The sequence below is a fragment of the Bacteroidales bacterium genome (assembly GCA_017521245.1).
Taxonomy (GTDB): Bacteria; Bacteroidota; Bacteroidia; order Bacteroidales; family G3-4614; genus Caccoplasma_A.
The window spans coordinates 12942-37685 of sequence record JAFXDI010000050.1; the positions used below are offsets into that span (position 1 = coordinate 12942).

At 37.7% G+C, this 24744-nt stretch carries 24 protein-coding genes; 12 read left to right on the forward strand and 12 right to left on the reverse strand.

Translation table 11 applies throughout. The annotated features are described in order from the left end of the window. Positions 1–13: 13 nt before the first annotated feature. Entirely contained in the window at positions 14–628 is a 615-nt protein-coding gene (locus IKK64_07560) for a YihA family ribosome biogenesis GTP-binding protein (protein ID MBR4119915.1), read from the reverse strand. 94 nt (positions 629–722) lie between these two features. Here IKK64_07560 and recR point away from each other — a divergent pair, with 94 nt between their 5' ends. Then, a complete protein-coding gene (gene recR / locus IKK64_07565) occupies positions 723–1346 on the forward strand; it encodes a recombination protein RecR (GenBank protein MBR4119916.1) in 624 nt (207 codons plus the stop codon). Positions 1347–1348: 2 nt separating this feature from the next. After that, positions 1349–1873 (forward strand): GNAT family N-acetyltransferase, encoded by a 525-nt coding sequence (locus tag IKK64_07570; protein ID MBR4119917.1) that lies wholly within the window; start codon positions 1349–1351, stop codon positions 1871–1873. Between the two features lie 51 nt (positions 1874–1924). Here the strand turns inward: IKK64_07570 and IKK64_07575 are convergent, their stop codons facing one another. The 7 genes from IKK64_07575 to IKK64_07605 form a co-directional block, all read right to left on the reverse strand. Beyond that, positions 1925–2530, reverse strand: coding sequence for a YqgE/AlgH family protein (locus IKK64_07575; protein MBR4119918.1), 606 nt, complete (start codon positions 2528–2530; stop codon positions 1925–1927). 77 nt (positions 2531–2607) lie between these two features. Further along, complete coding sequence (locus IKK64_07580) at positions 2608–3576, reverse strand: ROK family protein (GenBank protein MBR4119919.1); 969 nt, start codon at positions 3574–3576, stop codon at positions 2608–2610. 127 nt (positions 3577–3703) lie between these two features. Beyond that, positions 3704–4912, reverse strand: coding sequence for a cyclically-permuted mutarotase family protein (locus IKK64_07585; GenBank protein MBR4119920.1), 1209 nt, complete (start codon positions 4910–4912; stop codon positions 3704–3706). Positions 4913–4917: 5 nt separating this feature from the next. Further along, a complete protein-coding gene (locus IKK64_07590; GenBank protein ID MBR4119921.1) occupies positions 4918–6099 on the reverse strand; it encodes an AGE family epimerase/isomerase in 1182 nt (393 codons plus the stop codon). A gap of 3 nt (positions 6100–6102) precedes the next feature. Then, positions 6103–7020, reverse strand: a complete 918-nt coding sequence (locus tag IKK64_07595; protein MBR4119922.1) for a dihydrodipicolinate synthase family protein — start codon at positions 7018–7020, stop codon at positions 6103–6105. A 20-nt stretch (positions 7021–7040) separates the two neighbouring features. Next, complete coding sequence (locus tag IKK64_07600; protein MBR4119923.1) at positions 7041–8294, reverse strand: MFS transporter; 1254 nt, start codon at positions 8292–8294, stop codon at positions 7041–7043. A 124-nt stretch (positions 8295–8418) separates the two neighbouring features. Continuing rightward, positions 8419–10800: a TonB-dependent receptor gene (locus IKK64_07605; GenBank protein MBR4119924.1), complete on the reverse strand. Its 2382-nt coding sequence runs from the start codon at positions 10798–10800 to the stop codon at positions 8419–8421. Between the two features lie 120 nt (positions 10801–10920). On the opposite strand from IKK64_07605, the gene IKK64_07610 reads away from it, so the two are divergent. The 7 genes from IKK64_07610 to IKK64_07640 all read left to right on the forward strand — a co-directional run bounded on the left by IKK64_07610 (position 10921) and on the right by IKK64_07640 (position 16095). Next, positions 10921–11526 (forward strand): helix-turn-helix transcriptional regulator, encoded by a 606-nt coding sequence (locus IKK64_07610; protein ID MBR4119925.1) that lies wholly within the window; start codon positions 10921–10923, stop codon positions 11524–11526. Between the two features lie 173 nt (positions 11527–11699). Beyond that, positions 11700–12257 carry a sigma-70 family RNA polymerase sigma factor gene (locus IKK64_07615; GenBank protein MBR4119926.1) on the forward strand — a complete coding sequence of 186 codons (558 nt, stop codon included), beginning with the start codon at positions 11700–11702 and terminating at the stop codon, positions 12255–12257. 41 nt (positions 12258–12298) lie between these two features. Next, complete coding sequence (locus tag IKK64_07620; GenBank protein ID MBR4119927.1) at positions 12299–12658, forward strand: hypothetical protein; 360 nt, start codon at positions 12299–12301, stop codon at positions 12656–12658. Between the two features lie 44 nt (positions 12659–12702). Continuing rightward, a complete protein-coding gene (locus IKK64_07625) occupies positions 12703–13167 on the forward strand; it encodes a hypothetical protein (GenBank protein MBR4119928.1) in 465 nt (154 codons plus the stop codon). A gap of 21 nt (positions 13168–13188) precedes the next feature. After that, positions 13189–13683 (forward strand): SPOR domain-containing protein, encoded by a 495-nt coding sequence (locus IKK64_07630; protein ID MBR4119929.1) that lies wholly within the window; start codon positions 13189–13191, stop codon positions 13681–13683. 169 nt (positions 13684–13852) lie between these two features. Beyond that, positions 13853–15127, forward strand: coding sequence for a glutamate-5-semialdehyde dehydrogenase (locus tag IKK64_07635; protein MBR4119930.1), 1275 nt, complete (start codon positions 13853–13855; stop codon positions 15125–15127). Positions 15128–15141: 14 nt separating this feature from the next. Beyond that, a complete protein-coding gene (locus IKK64_07640; GenBank protein ID MBR4119931.1) occupies positions 15142–16095 on the forward strand; it encodes an N-acetylornithine carbamoyltransferase in 954 nt (317 codons plus the stop codon). A gap of 197 nt (positions 16096–16292) precedes the next feature. Here IKK64_07640 and trxA read toward each other — a convergent pair whose 3' ends face one another. Next, positions 16293–16607 carry a thioredoxin gene (trxA, locus tag IKK64_07645; GenBank protein ID MBR4119932.1) on the reverse strand — a complete coding sequence of 105 codons (315 nt, stop codon included), beginning with the start codon at positions 16605–16607 and terminating at the stop codon, positions 16293–16295. A 184-nt stretch (positions 16608–16791) separates the two neighbouring features. After that, positions 16792–20664, reverse strand: coding sequence for a DNA polymerase III subunit alpha (gene dnaE / locus IKK64_07650; GenBank protein ID MBR4119933.1), 3873 nt, complete (start codon positions 20662–20664; stop codon positions 16792–16794). 179 nt (positions 20665–20843) lie between these two features. On the opposite strand from dnaE, the gene IKK64_07655 reads away from it, so the two are divergent. The 3 genes from IKK64_07655 (at position 20844) to IKK64_07665 (ending at position 23416) form a co-directional block, all read left to right on the forward strand. Next, a complete protein-coding gene (locus IKK64_07655; GenBank protein ID MBR4119934.1) occupies positions 20844–21512 on the forward strand; it encodes an HAD family hydrolase in 669 nt (222 codons plus the stop codon). 516 nt (positions 21513–22028) lie between these two features. Further along, positions 22029–22574 carry a dTDP-4-dehydrorhamnose 3,5-epimerase gene (rfbC, locus tag IKK64_07660; protein ID MBR4119935.1) on the forward strand — a complete coding sequence of 182 codons (546 nt, stop codon included), beginning with the start codon at positions 22029–22031 and terminating at the stop codon, positions 22572–22574. Between the two features lie 11 nt (positions 22575–22585). Then, positions 22586–23416, forward strand: coding sequence for a sel1 repeat family protein (locus IKK64_07665; GenBank protein MBR4119936.1), 831 nt, complete (start codon positions 22586–22588; stop codon positions 23414–23416). 122 nt (positions 23417–23538) lie between these two features. Here the strand turns inward: IKK64_07665 and IKK64_07670 are convergent, their stop codons facing one another. Together IKK64_07670 and IKK64_07675 are read right to left on the reverse strand one after the other, a co-directional pair. Beyond that, a complete protein-coding gene (locus IKK64_07670; GenBank protein MBR4119937.1) occupies positions 23539–24033 on the reverse strand; it encodes a hypothetical protein in 495 nt (164 codons plus the stop codon). Between the two features lie 13 nt (positions 24034–24046). Beyond that, positions 24047–24694 (reverse strand): PorT family protein, encoded by a 648-nt coding sequence (locus IKK64_07675; protein ID MBR4119938.1) that lies wholly within the window; start codon positions 24692–24694, stop codon positions 24047–24049. Between the last annotated feature and the right edge of the window lie 50 nt (positions 24695–24744).

Below are 24744 nucleotides of genomic sequence, written 5' to 3' on the forward strand. Positions count from 1 at the left end.
CCTCTCCACTTTATTATTTCTCTGTTCTTATACTTTTATTTATATCAAATATATACTCTAAAAGTTGTGTACGCCCTGTTTTATTCTCAGATGAAGTTACAAACATTGGAGGTAGTTCTTCCCACTCTTCCAACAATTTTCTTCGATAATTGTTTATGTTTGCATCTAATTTTGTTTTCCCCAATTTGTCGGCTTTGGTAAATATTATTGAGAACGGAACCCCATTCTCTCCCAACCATGCCATAAATTCGGTATCTATTTTTTGAGGTTCGTGTCGCGAATCCACCAACACAAATAGCAGCGTCATTGTTTCGCGATTTAAGATATACCCCTCTATTATCTTTTTTATTTTTTCTTTTCCCTCCTTGCTACACTTTGCATATCCATAACCCGGTAAGTCAACAATATACCACTCTTCGTTTATTAAAAAGTGATTTATACATAGTGTCTTACCCGGAGTTGAAGAGGTTTTTGCCAATCCGTTTACTTGTGTAAGAGCATTTATAAGAGATGATTTACCCACATTTGAGCGTCCTATGAATGCATACTCGGGTAATCCATCTGCCGGACACTTTCTTACATCGGTATTGCTTACAACGAATTTAGCACTTTTTATCTCTTCTTGCATATCTCTACTTTTTCATCCTACAAATATATAAAAATCTTTGTTTAGATACGATTTTTTTTGCTACTTTTGGTGCAAATTTTCTATTTTTACTTAAATGAATAACACTTTTTCTTCTCCTTTATTGGATAGTGCTATTAATGAAATTTCAAAATTGCCCGGTATTGGCAAAAAGAGCGCACTTAGATTAGTTTTGCATCTACTTCGCCAAGACGAGGCGATTGCCGTTGCTTTGGGCGAGGCTATTATCAAATTACGCAAGGAGATTAAATATTGTAAAGTTTGTCACAATATTTCAAATAGTGATGTTTGTGATATTTGCTCCGATTCAAAACGAGATAAATCTACTGTGTGTGTAGTGGAGAATATAAAAGATGTAATCTCTATTGAAAACACAAACCAATTTAACGGAGTTTACCACGTATTGGGTGGAATTATTTCGCCTATTGACGGCATTTCTCCTAACGATATTGAGATTGAGTCGCTTGTTGAGAGGGTTAAAAACGAAGATATTAAAGAGGTTATTCTTGCACTTAGCACCACTATGGAGGGAGATACTACAAACTTCTATATATTTAGAAAATTGGCAGGAACGGATGTAAAAATTTCGATTCTCGCACGCGGTGTTTCAATTGGCGATGAACTTGAATATACCGACGAAATTACTTTAGGCAGATCTATTTTGAACAGAACTCTTTTTACAGAATCTTTTAAGTTGTAGTTATGAATATTTTAGACTCCCAGAATATATATTTAAGGGCTATTGAACCTGAAGATTTAGAATTTCTATACAAATGGGAAAACTGTATTGATGTTTGGCAAGAGAGCAACACTCTTGCTCCCTATTCTAAGTTTGCAATTAAAGAGTTTATCGAGAGGAGTTTAAGTGAGAATGTCTTTGAAACAGGACAAATCAGACTTATGATTTGTTTAAAAGAGAACGATTTGGTTATTGGCACTGCCGATATTTTTGACATTGACACTATTAATAGCAGAGCCGCTGTTGGTCTTTTAATTGATAATGATTATCGTGGCAAGGGTTATGCCAAAGAGACTCTTGATTTATTGTGTAACTACGCTAAAACCACTCTTCTTTTAAATCAACTCTATGTTCATATATCTACCGACAATAGTGCTTGCTTAACTCTTTTTGAGAAGAGCGATTTTGAAAAGTGCGGCATCCTTAAGAGTTGGATAAAAGTAAGCGGTGGCTATAAAGACATCTTTGTTTTCCAAAAAATTTTGTAAGAAGAAAGATTCGTTGTTAGTTAACTAATAGCTGATAAATGACAAATGCTCTTAATTAAACTCAGGCATTGGAGGCACTCTTAACCATGCAGAGTAGCCGTCTCCTAAGCGACGAGTATAGGTTCTCCACATCTTTTCGTTTTCTTTTGAGTAGAGTATTCCATCGCCATACAAACCTGTGACGCCCCACGACTCTTCTTTTATCTCTCTCAATAATTGACTGGCACTCCAACCGCTATAACCTAAGAAAAATTTTATATATCCCTCTATTTTGTTCCCTGCTGAAAGATACGCTAATATAGATACGATATCTCCGCCTATGCTTATTCCGTTTCCTATATATTGCGAATCGGGGATAGTATTTCCCAATGCGTGAAGAAAGAAAAGACGGTCAGGCTCAACAGGACCTCCACAATATACCGGTATATTTTTGAAATCCTTAAATGCGTCAGACACCGAATCCAATGTAAAGGGATATGGTTTATTTTGCACAAAACCCATAATGTTGTCGCCATATTCTAAGGTTGCAAGATATACCACCGAGCGACTAAAACAGACATCATCCAACAACGGGTTTGCCACCAACAACATATTTTTCTGAACAAGTTCTCTATTGGGGGTTATCCCAAATAGATCAGAATAGTTATATTTTTCCATATCCTTTTATTTTACAAAAAAGAGCGGCACAACTTCTCTTCGGAAATAATGCCGCTCTTGTCTGATAAAAACTTATTTTATTGTTTGTCTTTTGCTTCCCATCCAAGAGCACTTGCTCCTAATACGGCTGCGTCACTCTCTTTTAATTCAGAGAATAGTAGAGTAACTTTGTTTTTGTAAATATTCAACATATTACGCTCCATACTCTCTTTGATAGGTTTCATTATCAAATCTCCAGATTTTGCAAGACCTCCGAACAAGATTATTGCTTTAGGACTTGAGAATGCTGTAAAGTTTGCAAATGCCTCTCCTAAAATGTTTCCTGTATATTCGAATATATCTTTTGCTATTTGGTCACCTGCTATTGCGGCATCGTAAACATCTTTTGAAGTGATATCTTGTACTGGTATTTGACGCAAAAGGCTATTGTCTTTGCGAATCTCCAAGAACTCTCTTGCTGTACGAGCAACTCCTGTTGCTGATGCGTATGTTTCAAGGCATCCTGTTCTTCCACAACCACAAGCACGACCGTTAACTGGTTTTACTATTACGTGTCCCAACTCTCCTGCAAATCCATCATGTCCGTAAACCAATTGTCCGTTTACAACGATTCCACTACCTACTCCTGTTCCAAGAGTTATCATTATGAAATCTTTTAATCCACGCGCTGCACCGTAAGTCATCTCTCCGATTGCCGCTGCATTTGCATCGTTTGTTAATGCTACGGGTATTCCAAATCTTTCAGTTAGCATATCTGCCAATGGTAATACTCCACGCCATGGCAAGTTAGGAGCAAACTCAATTGTTCCATTGAAATAGTTTCCGTTAGGTGCTCCAACTCCTATTCCTGCTATTTTACCAACTGCATCGTTTTTCTCTAACAATTGAAACAAATTCTCATGAAGTTCATCAACGTAATCTTCAATTTTTGAATGTTTTCCTGTTTTTATTGATCCACTTGCAATTATTGTTCCTCGTGCATCTACGATGCCGAATACGGTATTGGTACCACCTATATCAATACCCACTACATAAGGTTTGCTCATAACAATTTTATTTTAAATTATAGTATGTGTTGTTTTGCTATATCGCAAAGTTATATCTCTTTTTTTTTATTTCAAAGATATTGTTTAATATTTTTTTAATATTGAGAACTTTTTAATCAGTTTACCTCTATTCTAAGAGTATTTTTACTACATGAGCATCTCGTATTCCGGGTTTTGTCTCTCCTCCTATGGAATACAACTCTCCCTCTTTATGCAAAAGAGACGCTCCTGCTCGTGCTGTTAATGGTGTAACAACTATCTCTTCCCAATTGTTCCTTACCGAGTTATATACTAATACACGAGAATTGAATTTATACCACTCGGGCTGTTGTATCATATACTCTTTTGCATCTGCTCTTAGCAACTTTTCGGTTACTGTATCTTTTTTAGATACCGCCTCTTTTATTGCCTTCTCACGTTGTAGAGCCTTTAAGAATATATCAGGGTTTACTCCTCCTGTGAATACACTCATTGTATCATTTATTACCGACACTGCTGCTCCACCTAAGAATATCTCATCCTCTCCCACTTTGGGAGCAGACAACTCCTCCCACTCTCCTTTTTTGAATATATAACGATACCCGTTAGCAGATACTGTTGGGGGTGTATCATTTATTGATGGAGAAAATCCTCCCCATATATAGAACGCCTTTTCTCCCACTTGGTTTGTCATTACCGCACATACAGGTTGCACTCTTGGATTTCCCGGAAACGGAGGCAACTCTACCCACTCCTGTTGAAGGTTTGTGAAATCCAAAAGGAATACTCTGTTTGAAGGTTTGCCATTGGCATTTCCACCAGCCACAATAAGCATTGTGTCCATTACTGCTCCACCCATATTGTCGAGAGTAACAGGCAAATCAGGCAAGGGATTTATAGTTATCTGCATAGAGTCTTTATCCACCATTATTATATTAGCAGTAGAGAGGCTCTTTTTTTCGGTAGTTCCGCCCACACATACCACTCCTCCCAACATTGAGAGCGATACACCATAGGCTGAAGCATCTTCAATTTCGCCTACCTTTTGCCACTGCAGAACAGTATCAATATCAGTTGGGATGGGTGCTAAGTATATTGATTTGTAGTATCGTTTTTTACCACCCTCTGATGCTGGTTGCTCGGGAAAGTTACACCCTCCCATAATGACTATATTATCATCCACTAACCCTGCGTATAGTGCAGATAAACCTTTTTCACTTCCATCAGTTACCGAAGGGAACGAATATATGGCTGAACTTTCCTGCTCGGTATCACCGCTTTGGCACGAAACAAAAAGCATCACTGCCATAATGATTAGGCAGCAATGCTTTAATGTTATTGTTTTTATGATATTCATATCTATTACATATTCAATATATCATCGCACAACATATAAGAGCGTATCATCATACGTGGTATATGGAATGGTCCTTTAAATATGTTTCCTTTTGCGGGTTGTGCTACTGTTCCATCACGATGAAGATAACCATACCACTCGCCAAACTCTTTATCGGGGAAGTGAGCGTATGTCCACTCGCTTACTTGACGGTGCATTTCAAGATATTTTTCATCTTTTGTTGCCAAATATGCGTATAGTGTAGCAATGATTGCCTCAGTTTGCGGCCACCAGAACTTCATATCTTGTGAATAGTCTTGAGGTGGTAGATTTTTGCAATCTTTGAAATTGATTATTCCTCCATATTGCTCATCCCAGCCCCACTTCCATGACCAGTCAAGTATCTTTATTGCAGTATCAACTATATCTTTATCCCAGTTACGATAACGAGCCTCCTCTAATAAGAACCATGCTGTTTCGATACAGTGCCCCGGATTTATGGTGCGTCCGTTAATAGTATCAATAATCTCTCCGTTTTCACCTACCATTTCAAGTAGAGCCTCATACTCTGGATGGATAAAGTATTTTTTAAGGTCTGATATTGACTCTTCAATTCGCTTATCAAGTTTTTCCGATGGAATGGCGGCTCTTATACGAGATGCAGTATTTATCAATATCATTGTTATTGAGTGTCCTCTTGCCTTTAGCGTAGGAAGATATTTTGGCTCTAACACACCGGGTGTTTCATGATAATAGAGTATTCTTTCAAACAAATCCAAAGCCTTTACTGCATAACTTTTATCGCCCGATGCTATTGAATATTCCGACATTGCAATGGCAGCAAAACACTCAGAGAAGAGATAACGGCGTTTACGCAATGGTGTCCCCTCTGCGGTTACTTCAAAGTACATTCTGCCGTCACTATCAAAACAGTTTTTTTCGATAAAATCGATACAACTTTTCGAAGCCTCCAACCACTCTTTGTTCTTTTCTATATTGTTATATGCAAAGGCTGCAACAAAGCCAAAACGACCTTGAAACCATACCGACTTGGTTGTATCAATAAGAGAGCCATCTCGATTAAGACAGGTATATACTCCGCCATTCTCTCTATCTAATCCATACTTTAACCAAAAGGGCATTATATTGTTTACAAAATCACTTTTATAACTCTCTTGCCACCCTTTTATATATGCTTTTACGTCCATTGTCTAAAATTTATTACAACGTTCAAAGAATCCTATTGCCTCCAACTCCTGTTTCATTGCCATCTCCTCTTCATCTGTCATATTACGGAAGGGAGTGCGGTTTTTACCTAAATCAAGACCAATGAGTTTCATTATTCGTTTACCGCCTACAATATTTCCACGATAGTGACATATTACATTGATAACCTCTTGTGAGAAGTTCTGACGTTCACGAGCCGACTCAATGTTTCCTGCTTTCCAATCTTCGATAATTCCAACCAATTCACGCCCGTTGTAGTTGGTTGTTCCTCCAATACCTCCTTCGGCACCACCCATTGCCAATGAGGGGAGAATTGTCTCATCTTGTCCGTGAAGCATATCATACTTTCCGTTCTTATATAAACGGCATTGGTTGTATTCGTATATACTCTCATACGTATATTTTATTCCTGCAAAGTTGGGAACTCTGCCATCAACAGCCGCTAACAACTCTGTCATTGGCAAAAATGCTCCGTTAAATGCTGGTATATGGTAGTAGTAGAATGGTAGATTTGGAGCACCAGATGCTATCTCCTCAATATATTTTACCAACTCCTCAATGCGTCCAATTTTTGGGAATGGGGGAGCCATTGCTCCTATACCCCATGCTCCTATCTCTTGTGCATGACGTGCCAACTCCTTGCTCGATTTGACACAACAACTTCCAACGTGTACTATCACTTTGAAATCTTTGGGAGCACACTCCATCCAACGCTCTGCAAGACGTTTACGCTCTTCATCGGTCAGCATATATCCCTCACCCGAAGAACCATTTATAAAAACTCCTTTTAGCCCGTTTTTATATAACATATCGGCATACGCCGCTATTGGTTCGTAGTTTACCTCGCCATTCTCATAGAATGGGGTAAATGGTGCATCAATAAGTCCTTTAATCTTTTCCATAGTCTTATATTATGTTTGTTTTATTCCATATTTACTGTTTTAGGGCGTAGCATTGTTATCTGCACAAGTAACGATAACACAACAACTCCACCGAGTAAGGCAAAGCCTGTTCCTAACGACAAGTTACCGAGTGCCGTTGTTATGGCTGCTCCTCCAAGTACTCCTGCCATATTTATAAATCCGTATGCTGTTGCTCGTTGATTTGAAGGCACAAACTGACAAAGAATAGGCATATTGTTTGTATCAAAGAATCCGTATCCTATACCAAAGCATAGTATAGCAAGTACCACAGCAAAGAGGCTATTACCTAAGCCCATAAATACCAACGATGGCACTATCAATGCCAATCCTATACAACTTGTATATACACGTCCACGAACATTCTTTTGCACCCATTTGTCGGATAGTTTTCCGCCTATCATCGCTCCAATGAATGATGCTCCCGCAAGCGATATTACCGCTATTGGCCCTGCATAATCCATTGCCTTTCCTATCTCTATTCCCCAATTGCTATTGATTACCTTTGCCAATAGTTCAGGTAACCAGTTTTTAGTTGCCCATCCCGGCATACTCAATGTGGTAAAGACAAACAATACTGCCCAGAATGCTACATTGGTCAATACCAAAGCCACACCCTTGAATATGCTTGGCTGAGTGGTTGCAACACTCTTCTTCTCACGACCCGGATCACTTATAAACAATATAAGCACTATGGCATATATCATACCTATTAATCCGCATAATAAGAATACATTTTGCCACTCAAGTTTGCTTGAGAATATTGAGCCAAAACCTCCTGCTATCTGACCAAGATACAGACCTGTCATATGTATTCCAATGGCAATAGAGCGTGTTTTTCCGCTATGAATATCGGCAATTAGAGATAGTGCTGCGGGGATATATAATGCTTCGCTAAATCCCATTACTGCACGTAGAGTGTATAGTTGCCAATAGTTATCAACGTATCCCATCAAAAAGGTTACCGCCGACCATACAAATAGACTGCCAACAATTAGATATTTGCGGTTTAGTCTGTCAGCAATTGTTCCTGATATAGGACTCATCAATCCATAAATCCACATAAAGGCAGCCATCAATGCACCCCAGCCCCATGGACCTGTGTAACTCTCGGCAACCTCAATTATATCTTCCGACATGGCAAATCGCATTGTACTTAGCATCTGCCTATCCATATAGTTAAGAAATGCCACTCCTGATAGCAACACAACAACCAACCATGGATAATAACTCTTCTCTTTAATTTTCCCTAGCATTATTCCTGTTTAAATAAAAAACCTGAATGAGAACTTCATTCAGGTTATGTTTTAGCACTCATCTGTGTGCAAACTTAATAATTGTTTATCTATTTTCAAAATTATATCTTCCGAAAGTTCTTTATTAAAAACGCACTACCACATCGGCTCCAAATGTTATGGGGCGACCTCGCTCTACAAATGACGATTGAGACATTACGTTTTTAGCATTAAGTGTCTCAAAATAGAAGGTGTGATAGTTGGTTGCGGTTAGGTTTTTACCCCACACCGATACCGATGCTACACCTTTGCGGAGTGTTATGCTTGAGTTCAATAATCCATAGAAGTTCTGCCAAACATCGTTTGCCTCGGTCCAATATATGCGTCCTTGCCCAGTCATTCCCAAGTTGAACTCTACTGCATCTAAACATTTTTTGTTCACATCAAGAGTGTATGTTGCATCAACTGCCAATGTGTGTGCTGGTGCAAATGGCACATAGTTACCTTTATATGAACGCTCTCCGTCATAGTTCTCACTAAAAACTGCGTGTGTATATCCGTACGATGCCGACAATTGCAATGGTTTTATAGGAGAGTATCGCAACGCAGCCTCCACTCCTGTACTATGTGTGCGACCTGTATTTTTTGTTACACGTCCAAAGCCCTCTACAACCGATATTTGTTGGTCTTTGCAATCGATAAAGAATAGAGCCAAATCAAATGCAACACGTTTGTCGGCTAAATCGTAGTGCATTCCCGCCTCATAATTCCAACTATGCTCGGGTGCGTAACTTATCATTGTGTTTACATCTGTTTCGGCAGTCATTGCAGGAGGCATCATTGATGCATAATTGCCAACAGCTCCTATTATCATCTTGTTGCGGATTATGTTGGAGAATGCTTGGAAGTTATATCCTCCCGAGCGATAACCTCTTGCTGCTGAAACGTATGTATATAATGAAGAGTTTACTTTATACTCAATCTCAAATCGAGGTAAGAGTTCAAGAGCATCCATACTCTCATCCCCCTGCACCGATAGAGGAACGTCTATTGCCTCGTTGATAGGTATAGGGAATGGCATTTGTGGTATCTGCATTGAACCAACTATTGCCCCTGTCATATTGCGGAGAGAGTTGGTTAAGTGGTTGAGTTTTGTCTTCTCATACTCCAATCGTAAACCTACTGTTAGTGATAAGCCCTCAGTAAATAGGTTGTTGTATGTTGCTTGTGTATATCCTGCTACTCCCCATGATGGAGTTTTGTATAGTCCATCAACACATAAAGGTGTGGTTTTATCGAGTTGAAGTGATAAATCTTTTGGTCCTCGAAAACCTGGTCGTGATGCTATTTGCGAATACATTGTATTAAATGGCATCTCAACCATATATTGTAATCCCTCATCGTAGAAAGTTACAGGTCCTTTGGTACGAATATGCGAGTAATAACCATATACTCCTGCCAACCAATCCCACCCTTTAACTGTTTTGGGCGAACGGAAAACTATCTCTTGTGTTATAGCGTTTTGTTTCTGTTTTTGTTGCAATGTAAAATCTCGAACAGGGGTGAAATCTTGATCAAGATTCATATCATCGGTTAAGAATTGATAACTTGTAACCGAGTTCATCAAGAATTTTTCGTGTGTGTATGCTATCTTTAGCGAATTAACCGACATATTTCTCTTATATCCGGCATAATCGTTATAGTTTATGGGAGAGACCTCTTGGGTTGATTTATCGTACATTTGATAGGCATAACCATCCTGATTGCTATACTCATATATTGATGAAAGTGTTATATCTAACGATGAAGTGGGACGGAATTGTAACTTTAAGTTTGCTCCTGCAACATCTTCATCTCCACAACTTTTACCCGTAAATTGGTTTGTGTAATAGCCATCACGAGTGTTATAATTTGCCGATAGTGAAAGAGCGAATTTATCGGAAATTTTCTTTCTGAAATTAAATGCGGCATTGTAGGTGTCGTAGTTTGCCACACCAAGTTTTACTTTTAGTCCCTCCTCTTGGAATGGCGAAACGGTATAGAGATTTATTAGACCTGCCATAGTGTTTCTTCCAAAGAGAGTTCCTTGCGGACCACGAAACACCTCTACTTTTGATATATCGTTAAAATCAAAGTCGAACGAACTTTTATCTATATAGGGGACGTCATCAACATATAATCCTACCGCTGGAGAGTTTATTCGTGAGCCTATTCCTCTGATATATATTGCCGATATTAGTTTTGTTCCATAATCGGGGATATATAGGTTGGGAACATACGATGATATATCTTTTATTGACACTGTATTGGTTTGTTCCAACATTTGAGCATTTAAGACCGATACCGATCCCGGAAATGTTATTACAGGGGTGTTGGTTTTTGGGTTTGATATTATCTCTACTGCATCCAAATCAACACTATATTGTATTGAATCGGGCATTGCCTCTACGTTTACATTGGTGGCATTTGCCGAAATTGTTGCAACAACGAATAATAACGGAATTATCGCTTTTAAAATTTTCATCATTTACTATCTTTTTTTAACGTTTGCAAAATTACACTCTATTATAGTTTTAGTCAACTATCATTTATTATAGTTTTATATTAAGGTTAATTGTATTACTTTTGTATCGTAAACATTTTATTTATGCACAATCATCCCTCACATATTGCAGTAATACATCAAAATTCGCTTTGTTGCCTTGCTATGCGTACTATCTTAAATGATATTATGCCTTTTATGGGTGCAATGGGGAGTGTTGAGATTATATCGTTCAGTAATATTGAGGAGCTAACCGAGGAGTATAAGGATAAGATATTTCTATATTTTGTATCTGGAGAGATTGTTTGCGAGAACTTGCAGTACTTCTCACAAATTGCACGAAGATGTATTGTACTAAACGAGGGAGAGGAGTTTACTCACAAAGAGTTTAAGCATATAAACATTTTGCTTCCCGAACGTGAGTTGATTAAGAGTTTACTTATGATTCACAATCACACTCATCATTCACATTCGCCACACCACCACACAGAGAAGTTCAAAGAGGAGAGTTTGTCGCTTCGCGAAAAAGAGGTACTTGAACTTATTGTTAAAGGTTATATCAATAAGGAGATTGCCGACAGGCTTAACATATCTACTTCAACAGTTATTTTTCACCGAAAGAATATCTGCGAAAGGGTTGGCTCTAAATCAATTGGTCGCCTTACCATTTATGCCGTGATGAACGGCATTGTTGATTTAAGGGAACTTTAGGTTTGTGTTAGTTATCATCTATTAGTTTTTTTGATATATTAGTCCAATTGGTCTAATTAGTCAAATTAGACTAATTACAAATAAGCAAGTGGTTGTAACTAACAACTTTTTTATTTGAGTTTTATTTCGTATCTTTACACCGATTTATAAACCAAGATATAACGGACATTTAGATGGCACAATTTGATGAAGATAAAATCACCGAAGAGTTGAGACACCCCGATACTTGCAGAGATGCGTTTTCGGAGGTTGTTAAACATTTTGGACGTCCGCTATATTGGCAAATAAGAAGAATGGTTGCTTCGCACGAAGATGCCGATGATTTATTACAAAATACTTTCTTAAAGGCTTGGGATAACATTGAGATGTTCAGAGGTGATGCTAAACTATCTACATGGTTATACAGAATTGCTGTTAATGAGAGTATAAACTTTTTGAACAAGCAACGCAAAATGCAAAATATTTCGTTGGACGGCGAAAACGACTATATGTTATCGTCAGTTGAGAGCGATGAATATTTTGATGGTGATGATATCCAAAAATATTTACAAGAGGCTATTATGTCTCTTCCAGAGAAACAGAGATTGGTCTTTAATATGAAATATTTTGATGAAATGAAATATGAGGATATTTCGGATATATTAGGGACTTCGGTGGGTGCATTAAAGGCTACTTATCACCATGCAGTAAAAAAAATAGAGAATTATATAAAATCCAAGAGTGTTGATTAAACCATTTTTTATTTAATCTGTCAAATAGCAAAAAGAGAGGTATGAATAAAGGTATATTGGATAATATTAACAGAAATAGTGGTATGAAAGTTCCCGATGGGTACTTTGAGACACTACACGACAGAGTGATGCAAAATCTGCCCGAAAAGGAGATTATTGTTGAACGCCCTGCCCCTATCTCGTTTTGGACTATGGCTAAGCCATGGGTTTATATGGCAGCAATGTTTGCCGGTATTGCTCTTATGTTCAAAGTTTTTGTATGGACAAGCGGAGACTTGAGCAACCAACAACAGATGGCTTCTTCGACAGAGGAGATTGAGAGCGAAGTTTTTGAAGACTTTATGTTCTATAACAATGTTTCGGATTTTGCTCTATACGAATTTATTGCCGAGGGAAATTAAAAAAAAAGACTCAATATTCTTGATAACAAATAAACAATAGTGTTATGAAACGTTTTTTACTCATATCATTTTTAGCTCTTATCCCTTTCTTAGGTGTTAATGCTCAAGAGAGCAACGCCAACAAAAGTGGCAAATGTTCTCAAATGATGATTAAGTACATGGAGACTAAGAAAGAGTACTTAAAACAATGCATTCCTTTGAGCGATAGTGAGGCAGAAAAATTCTTTGTTCTCTATAATGAATTAGAGAAAGCAAAATTTAATATTATGTTCTCTGTTCATAAAGAAGCGAGAAAGATAAGAAAATCAACCGAACCTGTAAGTGATGAAGCGTATGCTGAGGTTGCTAACAAATTGGCTGAACTTCCATCTAAAATTGCGTATATTGAGAGCGAGTACTATGAGAAGTTTAAACAAATACTTACTCCCAAACAGATGTTTATGTTCTTTAACTGCGAACATAACTTTGGAAAACAGATGCTAAAGAGAGATCAAAATCAAAATAAATAATTTAATTTTTAATAAAAGAGTATGAAATTTTTAAACACTATTGCAATTATTGCTATTGCCGGTTTTCTAATGGTAGGATGTAAAGCTAAAGAGAGTACTTACACTGCAGCTTACAAAATGGCTCAAGAGAAAGAGTTAGCAGACGAGTCGGTTAATACTCCTACTCAACCAACTCAAACTACTGTTGTAACTGAGACTCCCTCGGTTACCAAGGTTGAATCGCCTGTTAAAGTTACCGTAGAGAAAGTTACCACCGTTGATGCTGGTGATGCTGGTAAACTTAAAAGATTTAACGTTATTGTTGGTACATTTTCAATTACCACCAATGCTAACGGATTAAAAAACAATCTAATAAGTAACGGCTACAATGCTTTTACCGTTCAAAATGCTAAAGGATGGTACAGAGTTGTTGCTGCAAGTTTTGATACAAGAGAAGCGGCTACTACTTTCAGAGAGGCTATCAAACAACGTTTCCCAGGTAAATTTGATGACGCTTGGTTGTTAATCAACGAGTAAGAGAAGGGAATATATTAAATAAGCACAAAAGTCCAAGGTTAAATACTTTGGACTTTTTTATTATGACATAGAAATTTTAGTTATCACATCTTTTAATCTGTAATTTATACATATAGCATATTTCGCATTTTTTATTACCTTTGTAGTTATATATATAATGTATAAGATTATGATACTTAAAGATACTTTTGTAAATGCAAGGAGAGCGGCGGCGGCTTTAAACTTGTTGGATGAGAAAACCATTAACGAGGTTTTGACGGCTCTTGCCGACCAAGCAGAGGAGGATTGCCAATATATTTTAGAGGAGAACAGACGCGACCTTGATGCTATGGATAAGAGCGATCCTAAATATGATAGGCTGATGCTCACCGAGAAGCGTATTAAAGATATTGCTTCGGATATTAGAAAAGTTGCTACTCTTCCCTCACCTCTTGGTAGAACGCTTTGGGAGGATGTTCGCCCTAATGGAATGAAGATTAGTAAGGTCTCTGTTCCTTTTGGTGTTATTGGTATTATCTATGAGGCAAGACCTAATGTTACCTTTGATGTTTTCTCGCTTTGCTTTAAGGCCGGTAGTGCCTGTATCCTAAAAGGTGGCAAAGAGGCTCAGTTCTCAAATGCAGCAATTATAGAAGTTATCAACAAGGTGTTGATAAAGTTTGGAATTAACTCTAACTCAGTCACTTTGCTTGGTAACGACAGGACTATTTCAACAGAGTTATTAACAGCTGTTGGTTATGTTGATTTGATAATTCCAAGAGGCAGTAAAAATCTTATCAACTATGTGAGGGATAATGCTAAAGTTCCAGTTATTGAGACTGGCGCCGGTATTTGCCACGCATATTTTCACACAGATGGTGATATTGAAAAGGGTAAAAAGATTATCTTCAACGGAAAGACAAGAAGAGTTTCAGTTTGCAATGCTATTGACTCTGTAATTATTGATAAAAGTAGAATTGCTGATTTACCTGCTTTGTTTGCTCCTCTAAAAGATAAAAATGTAATTGTTTACGCTGACGAAGCGTGCTTTGATGCTCTAAACGGAGAATATCCTAATGAGTTACTAAAATATGCCGATGCTGAGAGTTGGGGTACAGAGTTCCTTGATTACAAACTCTCGGTGAAATGCGTTGAGGGTTACAACGAGGCTGTGGAGCATATTGCCACATACTCTTCGAAACATAGCGAGGCTATCATTACAGAGAACAGCGAAGTTACAGAGCGTTTCTCAAAAGAGGTGGATGCTGCGTGTGTTTATTGTAATGTATCTACTGCGTTTACCGATGGAGGTCAGTTTGGTTTTGGTGCAGAGATTGGTATCAGCACTCAAAAACTTCACGCTCGTGGTCCTATGGCTCTGAACGAGATTACAAGTTATAAATATATTATTAGAGGCAATGGTCAAACCCGTGATGATGCGACCGTTCAAAAATGTTGTCAATAAAATTATAATTAGATATGAGACACTTTACCAATGTTAAAGATTTAGGCAATTTAAAAGAGGCTCTTAAAGAGGCTTTTGAGGTTAAAGCAAACAGATTTGGATACAAAGAGTTAGGAAGGGACAAAACTCTTATAATGATTTTCTTTAACTCAAGTTTGAGAACTCGTTTGAGTACCCAAAAGGCTGCTATGAACTTGGGAATGAATGTTATGGTATTAGACATCAATCAAGGTGCATGGAAGTTGGAGACTGAACGTGGTGTTATTATGAATGGCGACAAGAGCGAGCATCTATTAGAGGCTATACCTGTTATTGGTTGTTACTGCGATGTTATTGGCGTTCGCTCGTTTGCCAAATTTGAGAACAAGAGTGATGATTATGAGGAGAAGATTATCTCTCAATTTATTAAATATTCGGGCCGTCCTGTATTCAGTATGGAGGCTGCAACAAGACATCCTCTTCAAAGTTTTGCCGATCTTATAACTATTGAGGAGTATAAAAAGAGTGAACGTCCAAAGGTTGTTCTCACTTGGGCTCCTCACCCAAAGGCTCTGCCTCAGGCTGTTGCTAACTCGTTTGCAGAGTGGATGAACGAGACCGACTATGAGTTTGTTATTACACATCCTAAAGGTTATGAACTTGACCCTAAGTTTGTTGGTAAAGCAAAAGTTGAATATGACCAACGCAAGGCTTTTGAGGGTGCTGATTTTATTTATGCGAAGAACTGGTCGGCTTATAGTGATCCTAATTACGGAAAAGTTCTAAACCAAGATGCTGATTGGACAGTTGATAGCGAAAAGATGTCTTTAACTAATAATGCTTACTTTATGCACTGTTTACCAGTTAGACGCAATATGATTGTAACTGATGATGTTATTGAGTCGCCACAATCAATTGTTATTCCTGAGGCTGCTAACCGAGAGATTTCGGCTCAAGTTGTTTTGAAGAAGATTCTGGAGGATTTATAATAAACATTGTTACCAATTCTTATAACTCTTAAGAGGCTGAGCCAAAATTTGTATTTTGACACAGCCGCCTGCATTCTAAAGATATACAATTAGGTATTAAACTAAAATATCCACAATAAGAGAGAGGGCAACTTTGAAAGTTGCCCTCTCTTATTTTTGACCTTTTAGGTTACTTCTCTTTCTTTTACGGAAGGAGATTATAGATTTGCATCTATCTTCTCTTTTAGTTCTGCTTTTGTTGCCGATCCTACGATTTTATCTACTAACTCACCTCCTTTAAAGAATAGAATTGTTGGAAGACTACGAACTTTGTAGTTATCTGTTAAATCGTAATTATCCTCAGTATCGCATTTTCCTATTATTGCTTTACCTTCATACTCTGTTGCAAGTTCCTCGATTGTAGGCAGCATACCTTTACAAGAGCCACACCACTCTGCCCATAAATCTATTACTACTAATTTATCGCCTGATAATAACTCTTGATAGTTACCATCGGTAACTTCTAATGCCATAATTTTCTATTTTTTTTTATTTTTCAGGGACTACTTCTACGATTGATCTCCCCCGAAAAAACGAGAATCAACCGCTCTGTTATTTTTTTTAGGTTTACAAATTTATATATATTTTTTTATTTTACAACCAATTATTATATTGAAGTTATCAACACTTTTCAAATATTTTGTATTGTTTTAATTACTAATCGGTTGTGTACTCTTCTTCATAAGTTTCTTCTACTTCCTTCTCTTTTCGTTCAATGAGCTTACCATTTACCTTTACCTCTATTCCGTCTATTGCTTCGAGTGCCGAAACCAAAGCAGGTTCAATGTTTACTTTCTTAGAACGTGAATACAACGGGACACTATAACCCAAACTTCTGTCAACTATTTCAAATTTCAAATCGCCTGTTCCGCCAACATATTTATTCACTAGTTCATTAAGGGCAATTGCTTTTGACGAATCGAAGTTTTGAGAATCAACTACTATTGTTAAATCCTTTATGAGATTCTTAGACGACTCATCCATTAATGAAATATTTTTTATAGAGAAGAAAGGTTTATCGCTATATTTTCGTTGCTCTATCTTTCCTTGAACAAGTATATATAAATTATCCTGTCCATATACACCAAAATCTACAAAACTTTGTCCGAAGAGTGGTACTTCTGCAATTCCCGAATAATCCTCAAGAGTTATTACTCCGTACTGCGTATTTTTTTGGGTTATCCCTTTTCTATATGAGACTACTATTCCTCCAAATGCTACCTCACTTCCAATATATTTTGAGAAAGAATTTTTAAAATCCATCAAAGATATATTACATACATACTTCAACAACAGTGAGTATTGTTGTAAAGGATGAGATGACAGATAGACACCAACCAAATCTCGCTCTTTTTTTAGTCGCTCCAAATCACTCCACGGCTCTACTTTAGGTATCTCGGGCTTAGGTATCTCTACTACCATATCTCCACCAAAGAGAGAATTCTGCTGTTGCATCTTATCTGCCTGAAAACTTGAACCATATCGCATAAACAAATCAAGAAAGCTCTCTCCTTTCGGGTTGGTACCAAAGAACTGTTCACGTGTCGCCTCTTTGAAAGTATCAAATGCTCCTGACAATATTAAATTCTCTACATTCTTTCGGTTACAAGCATTCAGGTTAACACGTTGAACAAAATCAAATAGCGATGTATATACACCGTTCTTCTCTCGTTCCTCCACAATTGCTTTTACCGCATTCTCTCCTACTCCTTTTATGGCTCCCAATCCAAAACGGATATTACCCTCTTTGTTTACCGTAAACTTAAGATTACTTTCGTTTATGTCGGGCGAGAGAACTTTTATTCCCATCGCTTTACACTCATCCATAAACTTGGTAATCTCAGTTATATCTGAGATATTGCGACTCAATACTGCCGCCATATACTCCGATGGATAGTGAGCCTTTAGGTAGGCGGTTTGATATGCTACCCACGAATAACATGTGGCGTGTGACTTATTGAAGGCGTACGATGCAAACTTCTCCCAATCTCCCCAAATTTTTTCAAGTACCTGAGGATCGTGCCCGTTTGATTTTCCTCCCTCGATAAATTTTGGTTTAAGTTCATCAAGTTTTGAGCGAATCTTTTTACCCATCGCTTTTCGGAGTGCATCGGACATTCCTCGCGTGAAGTTTCCTAATAGTCTCGACAAGAGCATGACCTGCTCTTGATATACGGTAATTCCGTATGTATCTTTCAGATACTGCTCCATAATGGGTATGTCGTAAACTATTGGTTCTACTCCATGTTTACGTTTGATGAACTGAGGTATATACTCCATTGGTCCCGGTCGGTAGAGTGCATTCATAGCGATAAGGTCCTCAAATGTGGTTGGTTTAAGGTTACGCAAGTGGCTCTGCATTCCCGGAGACTCAAATTGGAATGTTCCTATTGTGCGTCCTGCACTATATAGCTCGTATGTTAGTTTGTCATCAATAGGTATGTTATCAATATCTACCTCTACTCCCTTTGATTGCTTAATATTCTTGATTGCCTCTTTTATTATGGATAGGGTTTTTAATCCCAAAAAGTCCATCTTAATTAATCCTGTGTCCTCAATTACAGAGCCCTCGTATTGAGTTACAAGAAGTTTCTCCTTTGTCTCCTTATCATCGGCTGTACTTACTGGCACCCAATCTGTTATATCATCACGACAGATTATTGTTCCACAAGCATGCACTCCTGTACCACGTACGTTACCCTCTAACATTTCGGCATAGAGCATTGTTTCACGCGTGAGAGCGTCACCATTTTCGGCAGCATCTTTTAACTCGGGCACATATTTTACACAGTTCTTTATGTTTATTTTTGGCTCTTTACCGTCAACCTCAGGCAGATGGGCAGGGATTAATTTTGCTAACCTGTCGGCGTCTTTTAATGGAAGTTTCTCTACTCGGGCTACATCTCTGATTGCCATCTTGGCCGCCATAGTTCCGTAAGTGATAATATGAGCTACTTTATTTGCTCCATACTTTTCGGTTACCCATCGCAACACCTCGCCACGACCGTCATCATCAAAGTCAATATCAATATCGGGCAATGAGATACGATCAGGATTTAAGAAACGCTCAAACAGAAGGTCATATTTTATTGGGTCAATTTGTGTAATTCCCAAACAATATGCTACCATAGAACCTGCTGCCGAGCCACGTCCCGGGCCTACCGACACCCCCATGTTACGTGCCGCAGCAATGAAGTCTTGGACTATAAGGAAGTAACCGGGAAATCCCATAGTCTTCATTATGTAGAGTTCAAAGTTCATTCGCTCCTGTAACTCAGGGTTTAACTCTCCGTATCGTTTTGCGGCTCCATCGTATGCCAATTTTGAGAGGTAATCTGCCTCAAATTTTATTCGGTATAGTTTATCGTATCCTCCTAATCGAGCAATCTTTGCCTCAGCATCCTCTTGCGATAAAACTACATTTCCGTTCTCATCGCGAGTAAACTCATCAAATATATCCTGATGCGAATATTTTTGTCGGTACTCCTCCTCTGTGCCAAACTCCTCAGGTATATTGAAGGTTGGCATAATAGGAGGATTATCAATTGAGTAGAACTCAACTTTATCTAATATCTCGTTTGTATTTGCCAGAGCCTCAGGAATGTCGGCAAATACTTTGTTCATCTCCTCTGTTGTTTTAAACCACTCCTGCTTTGAGTAGAGCATACGTGTCTCATCATCTAAGTCTCGGCTGGTACTTAGACATATTAATCGGTCATGAGCTTCGGCATGCTCTTCGTTTACAAAATGTACGTCATTTGTACATATTAGTTTTACATTGTGCTTTTGGGCAAGTGAAATAATAACTTCGTTTATCTCTTGCTGTATTTGATAAGTTTCATGGTTTGCTCGTGACACAGTTGCTTTGTGTCGTTGCAACTCAAGATAGTAGTCATCGCCAAATACGCTCTTATACCACTCTATTGCCTCCTCGGCTTCAGAGATTAAGCCGTTGCGGATTTTTTGTGGCACCTCTCCTCCTAAACATGCCGATGTTACAATTAACCCTTCGCTATATTTTTTGAGATCATCGCGGTCGGTACGTGGACGCATATAGAATCCTTCGGTCCACGCATGTGATACCAATTTTATCAGATTGTGATACCCTGTAAGATTTTTTGCCAACACTACTAAGTGATAACCTCCTTGCTCATATTTTGATTGCTTACTGAAACGACTCTCACCTCGAGCAACATACATTTCGCACCCTATTATAGGTTTGAATATCTTTTGCTTTTGTTGCGAGAGGGCTGTCTCTGCCTCCGCTATCTGCTCTTCACTTGCACCTTCGCTCTTTAAGGTCTCTATCTTTTTTGTTAGAGCTTTTATTTCAGACTTTACTCCTGAGTTTTTCTTATTTACATAGTTATAAAACTCTTTTATTCCGAACATATTTCCATGATCGGTCATTGCCATTCCTCGCATATTATCGGCTATGGCCTTATCAACTAATGCCGGAACGGATGCTTGTCCGTCGAGTATTGAGTAGTGTGTATGTACGTGCAAATGCACGAAAGGTTGTAACGACATATTATTATTTTTTTGAGCGTTTAGGTTAGTTTACAAATTTAAGAAACATTAATTGGCTTTCAAATCCAAAAGCATAAAAAGTTATCAACAATTTGCGTTTTATATTTTACTATGTTATTTGCTTTTTACTATTGACTGGGTTTAGAATATTTTTTACTTTAGCAAGAAAATATTTTCGTATGTACAAACTTGTTATTTTTGATTTGGACGGCACTCTTTTAAACTCTATTGGAGACCTTGCCGAGAGTTGCAATTATGCATTGAAGATGTGCGGTTATGATACCCATCCTGTTAACGCCTATAATTTTTTTGTAGGTAATGGTATTATGAAGCTTATAGAGAGGGCTCTCCCCGAAGAGGGAAGGGATGCTAAGACTTTGAGGGAGATGAGAGAGTATTTTTTGTGGCACTACTCAAAGAATAATAATGTATTTACAAAACCTTACAATGGGATTGTGGAGCTATTACATAGATTAATGAGCGATGGTTGCATGTTGGCTGTTGCTTCAAATAAATATCAAGAGGCTACCGAATCTATTATTAAGAGTTATTTTGGCGATATAGATTTCATAAAAGTCTTAGGACAGAGAGAGGGCATTCCTATAAAACCCAACCCTTACGTTATTAATGAGATTTTGTCGTGTACAAATGTTCGTGCCGAAGAGACTATTTATGTTGGCGATTCAGGCGTTGATGCTCAAACCGCCAAGAATGTTGATGGACTAACCTTTATTGGTGTCACTTGGGGATTCAGACCTCAAAAGGAACTGGAAGAGAATGGTGCCAATATACTCGCATCTTCGTGCGAGGATATTTGGGATATATACGCAAGCAACAAAGACTTATAAAAAACGACGGGCACATTCTCACGAATCTGCCCGTCTTAAATATATAGAATAGTTTAACCAAAAAAAATTGAGGAAGTATGACTACTTTCAATTACAAAGGTAGGACATACTATTCCTTTCGCAATTTTTTTAGACCAATATAAATAAATCTCGTACCAAACTTTAACCTCGATAGACAACTATTATTACACAATTAACAGAGTAGCGAGTAAAATAAATTTACACTATTTTATTCTTGTCCTTACGTCTATCCAATAGTTACTATACAAATATCTCTGTTGTGGCAAAAGTATATATTTTTAATTAAAAAGGCAACACCTTATATTAAAATATAATTTTTATCGACCAAAAGAGTGTTTCAACAGACTAAGCAAGCTCCTGTTTTTATTTTCCAAAGTAATTATTTGCTATCTGCAATATTTTTTTTTGATAAAGAATATTGTTTTTAATAGAAATATTGTAACTTAGCAAATGTTAAACTTAAAATTATTTGATATTGATTTATTTCTACGCACTATGATTTTTGAAAAAACCAATATTGATGGGGTTTTTGTAATTACTCCTAATTTTATTGGCGATAGCAGAGGCTACTTTATTGAAAGATACCGCAAGGAATTATTCGACAAAGAGATTGGCGAGGTTGATTTTATTCAAGACAATCAATCACTATCGTCAAGAGGCGTTTTACGAGGACTACACTACCAAAAAGGAGATTTTTCTCAAGCCAAAATGGTTTGGGTGTTATCTGGCAAAGTTATTGATGTTGCCGTTGATCTAAGAAAAGAGTCTCCGACTTTTGGCAAATATGTAATGGTAGAACTTTCGGATGAAAACAAAAAGATGGTGTTTATCCCTCGTGGTTTTGCTCACGGTTTTTTAGTGGTTTCGGAGAGTGCTACCTTTGCTTACAAGGTTGACAATATTTATGCTCCTAAAGAAGAGGTTACAATCTCATTTGATGACAAAGATTTGAATATTGAGTGGCCAATTGGGGATATGAATATCATAATGTCAGAGAAGGATAAGAATGGCATTAAGTTTATTGATGCTGAATATTTTTAAAGATATTGATTATGAAAAGATTTATTTTGATGTCAATTCTATTATTGACTGCGGTTTGCGGTTTTGCACAAACTTACGAGGAGGCTAAAAGTGCATTTGACAGTGGCGATTACAAAACTGCCTTAACTATTGCTCAACAACTACCTGATTGCAATAAAGCAAAGATTCTTTTAGGAGATATGTATTTAGACGGTTTAGGTATGACTCATGCCGATTTTGCTAAAGCATTGGAGTGTTATACTGAAGCCGCAAACGCAAATAGTGCAGAGGCACAATATATTATAGGCTCATTATACTACACTGGAAGAGGTGTTCATAAGAGCTACCCCGAAGCTGCCGCTTGGTATGAGAAATCGGCAAACAACGGCTATGCCACTGCTCAATCAGATCTTGGAGAGATGTATTATAGAGGCAAAGGTATTCCTCGTGACTACACTAAAGCCGTAAAATGGTTTGAAATGGCTGTTGAGCAAAACGATGCTAAAGCAATGTTCTTCCTTGGAGGTATGTATAACAGCAGAGGTCAAGGTGTTCAAACAAACACATTAAAGACTGCCGAGCTTTGGAGAAAAGCAGCCGCTTTAGGTTATCCAAATGCTGAGTTCTATTTAGGACAAATGTATATGATTGGCAGGGGAGGTATTACCCAAAATGCAGACTCGGCTATGATATGGATTAACAAAGCAGCTGAAGATGGTTGCGTTGATGCTCAATTCTATTTAGGCGAGAGTGCCGCTGTCAAAGGCGACATAGAGAAGGCTAAAGAGTGGTATGGTAAAGCTGCTGAAAAAGGTCTTCAAAAGGCTCAACTTAAACTTGACGCCATTAATAACGGGCAATAATATTGAATAAAACGGGCTTTATTAAAAGCCAAACAAATTCAATAGCATAAAACAGATATTAAAAAAATACGGATTGATAGACAATCCGTATTTTTTTTGGTATTTAGATATAATCCCGGTAATTACTCTTTTTCAATCTCAGTAGAAGCCGGATATACCTTATAGGTTTTCTCCGCCATATCGTTTATGTATTTTGTAAATTCTGAAAGTGTTGCAAACTCCTCTTTTACCTCTAAACGAGCCGGAAGTTGATCTCCGTCTGATATTCCCATCCTAAGATGGATTACCGCAGGAAAATCACTCTCTGTAAATACCAAATCTTCGGGTTGGATTATTGTTGCCTTCATTCGAGGTATAAATCCCCATGGTAGACGCGTAAATATTGTATCCCATTGACCAAATCCCTTATAATCATATTTACGTTCAAGGGCAACCCTATCAACGTATGTTATATCAACATGTAGTCCTTTTAGAGAGGTTGCATCCTCTACCATATCAAAGGCATACCATACGTCTTTCCAATTATACATATTTGATTCATCATCAGGATCTCCACACGATGTAAACGTACTCACCCCTACCACTGTCACAATTATTGCTAAAAGTAATTTTTTCATAGTATTTTATCCGTTAAAATATATATGCTGCTGATATTTGCCAACGTTTTGCTTTTGATGAGAACTCCAACCCCATATCATCTAAGACATATTTATAGGTATAATCAAGAGGGAAGATATAGTTAAAACCTATATTCAGGTGGTCAAACAAAACTATTCCAGCCCCTACTCCTACTCCCATTGAGAGTTTTTTTGTTTGTGATTCCAGTGTTGAGGAATCAACACCCTGTTCATCTAATGTTCCTTTTATAAAATTCTCTATATTATCTATATCTCCTAAATTAAACGAGAAATCAGGACCCGCCGACAAATAGATACCAATCACATTCGCCAGCGAAACTTGCCACTTTAAATTCAGAGGAACATCTATAAGGTTGCGGTTATCTGAAACTCCTCCTTGTTCGTTGTCGTAGTTTACTGTTTCTCGTGCATACATTACTGCCGCATCAATATTAAAACCTAATGGCAACTTTGCATTAAGCATAGGACCGATAAAGAATCCCGCACGATTTTTAGATGAGAAGTTATCTGTAAAATCACCTTTAAACGATAGCGTTGATAGTGTTACTCCACCCTTTACCCCAAACGAAAATGTTTTTGCCGAGACAGGTAAAAAGGCTAAAATTGTTAGTAGTAGTGATATTATTATCTTCTTTTTCATATTTATTGCCAAACTTTAGTATCTGTTTATTACCACGTTATTTACGTGCA